The 10835-nt window shown below is 41.5% G+C and carries 11 protein-coding genes and 2 riboswitches; of the genes, 8 read left to right on the plus strand and 3 right to left on the minus strand.

The genetic code is table 11. The features are described 5' to 3' along the window. Positions 1 to 12 precede the first annotated feature (12 nt). The 3 genes from AB840_RS09120 to AB840_RS09130 all read left to right on the plus strand — a co-directional run bounded on the left by AB840_RS09120 (position 13) and on the right by AB840_RS09130 (position 2554). A complete protein-coding gene (locus AB840_RS09120; RefSeq protein ID WP_048514529.1) occupies positions 13 to 837 on the plus strand; it encodes a MetQ/NlpA family ABC transporter substrate-binding protein in 825 nt (274 codons plus the stop codon). A 418-nt stretch (positions 838 to 1255) separates the two neighbouring features. Next, positions 1256 to 2317: a flavodoxin domain-containing protein gene (locus tag AB840_RS09125; protein ID WP_236684555.1), complete on the plus strand. Its 1062-nt coding sequence runs from the start codon at positions 1256 to 1258 to the stop codon at positions 2315 to 2317. A gap of 48 nt (positions 2318 to 2365) precedes the next feature. Then, the gene (locus AB840_RS09130; protein WP_048514530.1) at positions 2366 to 2554 is read left to right on the plus strand and encodes a ferredoxin; all 189 of its coding nucleotides are present in this window, start codon (positions 2366 to 2368) and stop codon (positions 2552 to 2554) included. Positions 2555 to 2662: 108 nt separating this feature from the next. Here the strand turns inward: AB840_RS09130 and AB840_RS09135 are convergent, their stop codons facing one another. Next, entirely contained in the window at positions 2663 to 3856 is a 1194-nt protein-coding gene (locus AB840_RS09135; RefSeq protein ID WP_048514531.1) for a trans-sulfuration enzyme family protein, read from the minus strand. A gap of 84 nt (positions 3857 to 3940) precedes the next feature. Further along, positions 3941 to 5107, minus strand: coding sequence for a pyridoxal phosphate-dependent aminotransferase (locus AB840_RS09140; RefSeq protein ID WP_048514532.1), 1167 nt, complete (start codon positions 5105 to 5107; stop codon positions 3941 to 3943). A 73-nt stretch (positions 5108 to 5180) separates the two neighbouring features. Continuing rightward, a riboswitch (SAM riboswitch) is annotated at positions 5181 to 5280 on the minus strand. Between the two features lie 167 nt (positions 5281 to 5447). Further along, positions 5448 to 5549, minus strand: a riboswitch (SAM riboswitch). A gap of 144 nt (positions 5550 to 5693) precedes the next feature. On the opposite strand from AB840_RS09140, the gene AB840_RS16730 reads away from it, so the two are divergent. Beyond that, entirely contained in the window at positions 5694 to 5888 is a 195-nt protein-coding gene (locus tag AB840_RS16730; RefSeq protein ID WP_143745098.1) for a hypothetical protein, read from the plus strand. Here AB840_RS16730 and AB840_RS09145 read toward each other — a convergent pair. Continuing rightward, entirely contained in the window at positions 5868 to 6050 is a 183-nt protein-coding gene (locus tag AB840_RS09145; protein WP_048514533.1) for a hypothetical protein, read from the minus strand. The two genes, AB840_RS16730 and AB840_RS09145, sit on opposite strands and share 21 nt — an antisense overlap. A 276-nt stretch (positions 6051 to 6326) precedes the next feature. On the opposite strand from AB840_RS09145, the gene AB840_RS09150 reads away from it, so the two are divergent. From AB840_RS09150 to AB840_RS17600, 4 genes are all read left to right on the plus strand, one after another. After that, positions 6327 to 7214: a YihY/virulence factor BrkB family protein gene (locus AB840_RS09150; RefSeq protein ID WP_072061811.1), complete on the plus strand. Its 888-nt coding sequence runs from the start codon at positions 6327 to 6329 to the stop codon at positions 7212 to 7214. Between the two features lie 185 nt (positions 7215 to 7399). Then, entirely contained in the window at positions 7400 to 9577 is a 2178-nt protein-coding gene (nrdD, locus tag AB840_RS09155; RefSeq protein ID WP_048514534.1) for an anaerobic ribonucleoside-triphosphate reductase, read from the plus strand. A gap of 9 nt (positions 9578 to 9586) precedes the next feature. Next, positions 9587 to 10084, plus strand: coding sequence for an anaerobic ribonucleoside-triphosphate reductase activating protein (gene nrdG, locus AB840_RS09160; protein WP_048514535.1), 498 nt, complete (start codon positions 9587 to 9589; stop codon positions 10082 to 10084). 407 nt (positions 10085 to 10491) lie between these two features. After that, positions 10492 to 10835 (plus strand): hypothetical protein (locus AB840_RS17600; RefSeq protein ID WP_048514536.1); only part of this gene is annotated, 344 nt, incomplete at its 3' end.

Raw genomic sequence — 10835 nt, forward strand, 5'->3', positions numbered from 1 at the left:
GAGATAGACGATATGAAATTAAAAATAATCGCAAGTATTGTACTGACGCTGAGCATAGCGGCGTCTATGCTGACCGGCTGCGGTTTACAGAGCCGTTCTGCTGTTCAACCGGAGAAGAAGGAAATTACAGTGGGGGTAACTCCCGGCTCCAGTGATCAAATTATGGAAATCGTTACGCAGGAGGCAGCCAAGCAAGGCCTTACGGTTCATGTAAAAACATTTTCTGACTACATCACTCCGGATCAGGCGCTGGCCAACGGGGACATTGATTTGAATTCTTTTCAGCATCAGCCTTTTCTGGATGCGTTTAATGAAAAAAATGGTACCCAGCTTATCAGTATCGGGAAAACCTATTTAGCTCCCTTGGCACTGTATTCACATACATATAAATCGGCTGCCGATATTCCAGATGGGGCTGCTATCGCGATTCCTAACGATCCGTCTAATGGCGGGCGGGCACTGCAGCTTTTGCAGAAGCAGGGATGGATCCAGCTGGCACCAGATAAAAGTGCTACAAAAGTGACGGTACAGGATATTGTGGCTAATCCTAAGCACTTGCATATTATTGAGTTAGAGGCCGCACAATTACCTCGCTCACTGGATGATACCGATGCGGCGGTCATCAATGCAGGATATGCTATTTCAGCTGGTTTGAACAGTAAACGGGATTCCATTGCCGTAGAAGATAATACCAGTCCCTATGTCAATATCATTGCTGCTCGTCCGGAAGATAAGGATAATCCGGCGTATCTGAAATTTGTCAAAGCATTTCAGTCAGATGCGGTTAAGCAGTATATAAATGAACATTTTGCCGGAGAGTTGGAACCGGCATGGTAAGGATAGATTTTGTTTTAATATAAATGCCCTGCTGAAGGTGCTGCAGGGTGTATGCAAAAGAGATACCAGAATGAACTGTCCCAATCGTTAGATTTTTAGGTCTGACTTTTGGGAGTCCAGTTCATTCTGGTACTTTTTTTAAGTTCTCGTTTGAAGATATACGTATTGTTCTGCAAAGCGTGAATATAATTAGTGGAAAATGGTAGAAACGTTGTTTTTACAACAGCTAAAATATACCTTTTGTTATATATTTATAATAACAAAAGGAGGTAGAAATGGATGGAAAAGAAAATTACAAACAACGTCAGCTGGGTAGGTAAGATTGATTGGGGCTTGACTCATTTTCACGGTGATGAATATTCTACGGAAAAAAGGGACTTCGTATAATTCATATCTCATTCGTGATAAAAAAACAGTATTGATTGATACAGTGTGGAAGCCGTTTGCCAAAGAATTTATTAGTGATTTGAAACAATCTGTTGATTTAAAACAAATTGATTGTATTGTGATGAATCATAACGAAGACGATCACAGCGGCGCGCTGCCGGAATTGATGAAAGAAATACCAGATACGCCTATTTATTGTACCAAGATGGGAGAAGCGATTATTCGTGGGCATTTTCATCAGGATTGGAACTTCGTTAATGTTAAAACCGACGATGTGCTGGACATAGGAGACCACCGCTTAGTATTTATTGAAGCTAAAATGCTGCATTGGCCGGATACTATGTTTACGTATATGACAGGAGATAATATTTTATTTTCTAATGATGGATTTGGACAGCATTATGCTACGGAATTGCTGTACAATAATACGGTGGATCAGGCTGAATTGTATCGGGAAGCCATAAAGTATTATGCAAATATTCTCACGCTGTATAGCCCGATGGTAAAGACCAAAATTAAGGAAATCTTAGCGATGAAGGTTCCTGTTGATCTGATATGTCCAAGTCATGGTGTGATATGGAAAGACAATCCGATGCAGATCATAGAGGCATATCAAAAATGGGCGGATAACTATCAGGAAAATCAAATTACAATCATTTATGATACGATGTGGGACGCTACGCGAAGAATGGCAGAAGGAATAGCCGCCGGTATTCAGGCGGAAGATCCATCAGTTACTATCAAGCTGTATAACGCTGCCAAAATAGATAAAAATGATATCAGTACCGAGGTTTTTAAATCGAAGGGAATTTTGGTTGGTTCGCCGACGATCAATTACGGTTATTCATTTTCTATTGGCGGGATACTGGAAATGCTGTGCGGCCTAAAATTTAAAAATAAAAAAGCAGCGGCATTTGGCAGCTATGGCTGGAGTGGAGAAGCAGTAAGGAAAATTAGTGAACAGCTGAAGAAGGGCGGTTTTGAAGTAACCGGCGAAGGGCTGCAGTGTCAATGGGCTCCGGATGCGTCAGCTATAAGGATATGCGGGCAGTTTGGTAAAGAGTTTGCTGCGTATTTACAAAAGAATAAATAGGTCTCGTCAGAAGAATACTATGTCTATGTGGTAAGGGAGGTTTTTGTTATGAAATATCATGTAAATGAAACTTGTATTGGATGTGGTCTTTGTGTCGCAACGTGTCCTGCCGTGTTTAAAATGAATGATGAAACCGGTATTGCAGAATCCATTACGGCAGATATTCCTGCAATTATGGAAGATAGTGCAAAAGAGGCGCAGGAGGGCTGTCCGGCCGGCGCTATTGAATCTGTGTAATTGAACCTATGTGATTCAGCATCTGTGTTTCATCAAAAAAAGGGATCCTTAATGGGATCCCTTTTTTTGATGAAACACAGATATAACGTTTTATGGTATACAATTTTTTTAAAGTAAATTTACTTTTTTCAAGGCCTGCTGTAAATCACCAAGAATATCTTTGCTATCTTCAATGCCGACACTAAAGCGGAAAAATCCCTTGTGGAATACTTCGGGATATAAATATTGTCTTTCGTCGTTTTCTCCCAGAAATACGATCAGGCTTTCATCATGTCCCAGTGATACGGCAGAGGTGATGACCTTCAGATAACTGACAAATCGATTATGTGTGTCGTGGTCCGCTTTTAGACCAAAAGAGAGGACGCCGCCGAAGCCGGGAGCCATTTGTTCCCTGGCAAGGCCGTGGCCGGCATGGGAGGGCAGGCCCGGGTATGCGACAAAACGGACACAATCAAGAGATTCCAGATATTCAGCAGCCTGTTGTGCGTTTTCATTATGCTGTCTCATACGTAGCGGCAAGGTGACGACACCTCGCATGATCAGCCATGCGTTAAAAGGACTAATGACACCGCCCAAATTAATCTGGGCCTGCTCTCTGATGATATTCAGGTAATGGGTGCTGCCAATGATGGCACCACCCTGTGCATCGCCGTGCCCATTGATGTATTTGGTCAGACTTTCTACTGTAAAATCAGCACCTAGTTCAATCGGTCTCTGATTGAAAGGCGAGGCGAAGGTATTATCTACAGAAAGTAAAGCTTCATGGGCATGGGCGATTTGGGCTATTTTGCGGATGTCTGAAATCATCAGGGTGGGATTGCCGGGTGTTTCTATGTGGATGAGTTTTGTATTGGGCCGAATTGCTTTTTCTACATTGACAGGATCTGTTGTATCGACCAGCGTTGTTTCTATATTGAATTTAGTATTCAACAGTTCATGAAACAAGCGATATACAGCGATATACGTGACACTGGAAAAAATGACATGATCGCCGCTTTTCAGCAGTGAGAAAAATAAACCGGACAGCGCGGCAACGCCGCTGGCTAAGACAATGCAATCTTCTCCGCCCTCCAATGAAGCCAATTTTTCCTGCAGGTATTTTTGGTTGCTGCCGCCATTGCGTACATAAATGCTTTTGCCGGCACTGCTCCAGTTTAGGTCTGACGGATCATACGGGAGTTCATAGCTGTTGGCCATCGTGATCGGTCTTTTTATAGCACCCGTTTCCTGATCAACATCGTTTCCCGTGTGTACGGCACGTGTTTGGAAGCCGTATTCGTTTCCATAAGTTCGTTTTTTCATATGTTACGTCACTCCTTTTTATTAAATCAAAAAAGTATATATGGGTATTCTGCTGGCAGCAATATAAGCCAGGCGGTCAGCGTATTAACCTTTTTTTATGCGGGATTTTATATGTTCTAATCTGGTGAGAGCTTCGTATAAGGTTTCGTCATTTTTAGCAAAATGTAAACGGATCAGATGGTGGATCGGTTCTTTGAAGAAGGAAGAACCCGGGACCGCACCGACACCTACTTTTTCTGCCAGTACTTCGCAGAATTCCAAATCACTGTGAAAGCCGAATTCAGATATGTCGAGCAGTACGTAATAGGCGCCTTGCGGAGTATTGTGGATAATACCGGCCCGATCCAGCCCGTCCAGCATAATCTGCCGCTTGTGTGTGTATAATGCTAACAGGTCGTCATAGTAGGTCTGATCAAATTGAAAGCCGACAAGTGCCGCCTCCTGCAAAGGGCTGGCTGCGCCGACCGTCAAAAAGTCATGTACTTTTTTGGCGGCATCAATGATGCTGGCAGGAGCTGTTATATGGCCCAGGCGCCAGCCAGTGATAGAGTAGGTTTTGGAAAGAGAACTGCAGGTCAGGGTGCGTTCGTACATGCCGGGCAGGGAGGCAAAGTACGTATGTACATGTGGCTTATATACAATATGTTCATATACTTCGTCTGTAATTACATATGTATCATACGTATTCGCCAGCGCGGCGATATATTCCAATTCCTTTTTTGTAAATACTTTTCCGCAGGGATTGGAGGGATTACATAGAATAAGAGCTTTTGGATGCTGACGGAAGGCGCCCTCCAATACATCGGGATCAAAATTGAAGTATGGAGGGTTCAAGGGAACGTAAATTGGTTCCGCGCCGGCAAGAATTGTATCAGCTCCATAGTTTTCGTAGAACGGAGAAAAGATGATTACCTTTTCCCCCGGATTGACAAGTGTCATAATGGCCACCATCATGGCTTCCGTGCTTCCGCAGGTAACGAGCAGTTCCGCGTCGGGATCAATGGAACGGCCCAGCAGACGAGATCGATATGATGCCAGGGCGTTTCGGAAATTTTGGGCTCCCCAGGTTATGGCATATTGATGAGGCCCTTTATAGGCTATTTGAGACAGGCGGTCTAAAATAGGCTGAGGCGGCTGAAAATCGGGAAATCCTTGTGATAGGTTAATGGCATGATATTTGTCTGAGATTCGTGTCATACGGCGAATGACAGAATCAGTGAATAAAGAAACTTTTTTGGATAATGCCTGCATTGTATACTCCCCCTTTATGAAATCTGCATAATAAAAAGACGCCATGCAGATGGCGTCCATAATATAGCGTGTACGTTCATCTGTCGGAATATTCCGCTGGAATCAGCACCTACCTTTTGACAGGGGTTGCTGCAGTATCATTGGGCCAGTCCCTCTACTGCTCTGGATGAAGAATTTTATATTGTGTTTGGTTACATATGATGCGGCACAATATTATATTGTACCGTACCGTATGATCGTCAAATTTTTTAAGTACCTCATAGAATATGTCTCCTTATAATGTGAAGCATATAACAAAAAAAACGTCATCAACGGATGACGCATCTGTAAATAAAGATTCGTATCATCTGTCAGGAATACATCCTGCTGGAATTGGCACCTTCCCGTACGGGAGGTTGCCGCAGTGTCATAAGGCCAGTCCTTCAACTGCTCTGGATGAATATATAATTATGGTTATCAGCTTATACCGTTATGTTATATTTGTCAAGGGAAAACATGAAACCTAAAGCAGTTCATGAAAAAAATTTGAGGAAAGAGATTCTGTCACGATAAAGCGTTATAGTAATGACTGGATAATCTGCAGTCCTTGTTTCAAATCCTCCAGCGTACGGGGAGAACTGATGGCAAGCCAGACCGCCGGTCGCGCCAAAATTCTGGCATGGTTACGAAGGCGATCCGCGGGCCGGCAGATAGTGCATTGGATATGGTGGAAATGTACATGCTCTGCTCTGGAATTAGTTTGGTAATCGGTGTACGGGGCTTATTGCTCAGGAACGAATAAAGTGCCGTCTTCTATGCAAATTAAGTGATACTGCCGGCAATTTGCGGCTGCTTGCTGCCGTTCTTTCTCTTCCATCCAGAGTGCCGTAGGATTTTGATGATCGGGAATAATATATAATCCGGTAATGTCTTCTGTTTTACAAAGTTGGACAAGGGATTCCATGTCCAGACGGTCCTGACGGTACGGAACCGGACAGATACACTGTGAAAAGGCATTGCGGTATGCTTGTTAGAGATACGTGCAGCGCCAGAAAATTAATTTTGCTTAAGTGATATAAGAGGGAACCGGGTGGCAGAGAGAAATTTAAGCCGTCGTTTGGTTTGGGCCAGGTTATCTGTAGTATTTTAGAATTAGATACAAGCAAGGGTAAAATTTATAGTGTATACTTAGAGTATCATTAGAAAATGAATACGGGATTTCTGCGGAGGAGATGAAGTGATGAAGAATTCGAAATTCAAAAAGCGTCATATTGGCATGTTTTTTGTTCTGAATACCATGCGGCGATTTCATCGGGATGAGGTGTTCTCGTCATCAGCAGAAGCAGCATATTATTTGATCATGGGTTTTATTCCCTTTATGATTTTTTTGGTCAATGCGGTTTTATTTTTTATGGCACCGCAAATTTCCGTTATTATCAAAGTATTGGATTACTTGCCGCAGGAAGTCGCTGTTATTTTATCCTCTAATATATATCGTATTATTGCTGCCCGCAGTTCTACCTGGCTTGCTGCCGGCTTACTCATTGCGTTGTGGGCTGTGGCGCAGGGCGTGCAGGTTCTTATTCGGGCCAGTGATCAGACATTTCACGAAAATCGGGATCAACAGAACTGGTTCATTGTCAAAATCAAATCCATGGTTTTAGTAGTTTTTTTGACGTTGTCCATTATTGTTTCCCTGGGTTTTACCGTTTTTGGAAATGCAGTGATTTATGCTGTGCATTATTATTTTTATTTGCCGGAATTGTTCCTGCAAATCTGGGACTGGATAAAATATATATTGCCTTTTGGCGATTTGATCCTGACTCTTACGATCTTTTACCGGTTTGCGCCGGATACGCTCCGCCCCAAATGGTATCGGGCATTTTTCGTTTCTATTTTTATTACGATTGTGTGGCTGTTGGTAACAAGCGTATACAGTTATTATATATTGAATATTTCTAATATGGGCTTCACGTATGGGCCGCTTATGGGTATTATTGTCTTGTTTATCTGGTTCCGTTTCATTGCGATGGCAATCATCATGGGGAGTGAAATTCTCATGACTTGGCAGGATTTTGAAGTATTGCGCAGAAAACACCACAGAAAAGAACCGGAAAATAGTATATAAATGGCCTTTTTAATGTAAAAAATTATAAGCAGCAAATGAAAATGAAGACAAATATAAAATCTATATATTGTATAATAAAATGGAAAAATATAAAAATATACGTAAGATATTGTATTCGGGGGTTATTGACATTTGCATGATGGTGTTTTATACTAAAACACATAATACATTTGGAGGGTCAAGAAATGAAAATCATAAAGCGCAACGGTGCAGAGGAAGTTTTCAAGGCAGATAAAATTATTAAAGCGATCAGCAAGGCCAATGCTGTTGTTGATGAAAAATATCGTTTGAGTGTTGTACAGATCAGTCGTATTGTTGAAATGGTAGAAACTATGTGCAGGGAAATGCCGCATGCAGTGAATGTAGAAGATATACAGGATTGCGTGGAAAATGGAATTATGGGACACCATGCTTTCGAAGTTGCGCGGGAATATATTACGTATCGATATATACATTCTCTTATGAGAACGAGAAATACGACAGATGATAAAATATTGAGCCTTATCGAATGTAACAATGAAGACGTAAAACAGGAAAATTCCAATAAAAATCCCACAGTTAACAGCGTACAGCGGGATTATATGGCCGGTGAAGTCAGTAAGGATCTTACTATGCGCTTAATGCTGCCCAAAGATATCGTCAAGGCGCATGAAGAAGGGATCATACATTTTCATGATGCAGACTACTATGCGCAGCACATGCATAATTGCGATTTAGTCAACTTGGAGGATATGCTGGAAAATGGTACTGTTATCAGCGGTACACGGATTGACCGGCCACATAGTTTTTCAACGGCCTGCAATATTGCAACTCAAATTATTGCGCAGGTTGCCAGCAGTCAATATGGCGGGCAGAGTATTAGCTTAACCCATCTTGCTCCGTTTGTCGATGTAAGCAGACAAAAAATTCGCAAAAACGTTCAAGAAGAGTGTAGGATGCTGGGAGTACAGTTTTCTTCTGAACAAATAGAAAAGGTTGTTCATGGCCGGCTTCTTGAAGAAATCAGCAGAGGCGTACAGACGATACAGTATCAAGTGGTTACGTTGATGACGACAAACGGACAGGCTCCTTTTGTTACGGTATTTATGTATCTCAACGAAGCACGGAATGAACGTGAAAAAGAAGATTTAGCCATGATTATTGAGGAAATGCTGCAGCAGCGTATCCAAGGCGTGAAAAATGAAAGCGGCGTTTGGATTACGCCTGCTTTTCCGAAGCTGATATATGTTTTAGAACCGGATAATTTGAAAAAGGGAACACCGTATTTCTACTTGACGCAATTAGCGGCCAAATGTACCGCGAAACGAATGGTACCGGACTATATAAGTGAAAAAATTATGCTGCAAAATAAAATTGATGAAAATGGAGACGGGCATTGTTATACTTGCATGGGATGCCGCAGTTTCCTTACGCCGTATGTAGATCCGAAGACTAAAAAGGCTAAATACTATGGGCGCTTTAATCAAGGGGTCGTAACGATCAATTTGGTGGATGCGGCATTGTCCAGTCATGGAAATATGGATGCGTTCTGGAAAATTTTTGATGATCGGTTGGAATTATGTCATCAAGCGCTGCTGTGCCGCCATAATCGCTTGAAAGGGACGAAGTCTGATGCGGCTCCTATTCTTTGGCAATATGGTGCTTTGGCGCGTCTGGATAAGGGAGAAACGATCGACGCACTGTTATATGGCGGCTATTCGACGATTAGTTTAGGATATGCCGGGCTATATGAATGTACCAAGTATATGACAGGAAAATCGCATACAGATCCGCAGGCGACCCCGTTTGCCTTATCTGTTATGCAGCATATGAATGATGCATGTGCTGCCTGGAAAGCAGAACATAATATTGATTTTAGTCTGTATGGGACACCATTGGAATCGACGACCTATAAATTTGCCAAATGCTTGCAGAAAAAATTTGGTATCATCGAGGGAGTAACAGATAAAAATTATATTACGAACAGCTATCATATGCATGTAACAGAGCCGGTAGATGCATTTACGAAACTGAAATTTGAAAGCCAGTTTCAGCGGCTTTCTCCTGGTGGTGCCATAAGCTATGTGGAGGTACCAGATATGCAGCATAATCTGGAAGCGGTAGAAGCGCTGCAGCAGTTCATTTATGATAATATTATGTATGCCGAACTAAATACGAAATCCGACTATTGTCAGGAATGCGGGTTTGATGGCGAAATTCGCATTGTTGAAAGTGATGGTAAACTTGTATGGGAATGCCCTAAGTGCGGAAATCGGGATCAGAATAAATTAAATGTAGCGCGGAGAACCTGCGGCTATATCGGGACTCAGTTTTGGAATCAGGGAAGAACTGAAGAAATTAAGGACAGAGTAATGCACTTGTAGGAGAAAAAAATGAACTACGCCAATATAAAGTTTTATGATATTGCTGATGGTCCCGGTGTCCGGGTCAGCCTCTTTGTTTCTGGATGTACGCATCATTGTAAGGGGTGTTTCAATCCAGAAACGTGGGATTTTGAGTATGGAGAGACATTTACGGAGAATGTACAAAACCGGATCATGGATGCTGTTGCGCCATCATATATCAGCGGGCTTACCTTACTGGGAGGCGAACCCATGGAGCCGTGTAATCAGCTTGAACTGGTGAAATTTCTCAGCAAGGTAAAAAATAAGTATCCTCATAAAACGATCTGGTGTTATACAGGATATACGTATCCGAATGATTTTAAAGATGGGGGCAGGGCATATAGTAACGTGACAAAGCAGATGCTGTCTTATATAGATACACTTGTAGATGGTGAATTCAAAGAAGAATTGAAAGACATATCCTTACAATTTAGAGGATCAAGCAACCAGCGCATCATACAACTTAAAAGGAAGAGTTCTGTCTGACTGTGTTTTGACTTATCTGTTTTATTAAGAAACGCAATATATTAGAACCCAATAATGGAGCTGTAACAAGATGAGAAATTTCTTATTTTGCTATGGCTCTTTTTTTTGGTATGGTGAATCAAAGTCTCAGACAAGGTCGAAGAAATACATGTGAATTTGCATTTGATGGATATTTTATGATTAATGTATGAAATTGACCATCTCAATATAATAAGTTTTGCTTATTATATATTTATATATTATCAAAAATGTGATATAATTTTAACGATAAAGATAATTAAAATCAAAATAAAGCAATGCTTTGTGTAAATTAAAAAAAGTTATGTATAGACACTCATAACTTTTTTAAGAAGGAGGGAAGGGAAATTTTAGTAGTAGAGAAAATAAAAAATGCATAAGGAGAAAAGATGAAAAATAGAATCATTAGTGTATGCGTATTAATAATATCATTTTTAGTGACGGCACCGGTTTTAGCTGATACAGATGTTGGAACAGATGTGGATGAAAAGTCTGACAGTGAGATAAAGGAAGAAAAAAACAAGGAACATTTAATATTCACGTTTGATCATGAAATTGTTGTAACTGCACCTAAGACAAAAGAGCCTTTAAAGGTGGAAACAGATCCCCGACATCCGCGCCAACCTATACCTGCGGCAGATGGGGCCGGATACTTGAAAAATATACCGGGTTTTTCTATGGTACGAAAGGGAGGTACTGGAGGAGATCCTGTTTTTCGTGGATTGGGGGGGGG

This window comes from Megasphaera cerevisiae DSM 20462 (genome assembly GCF_001045675.1).
Lineage (GTDB): Bacteria > Bacillota > Negativicutes > Veillonellales > Megasphaeraceae > Megasphaera > Megasphaera cerevisiae.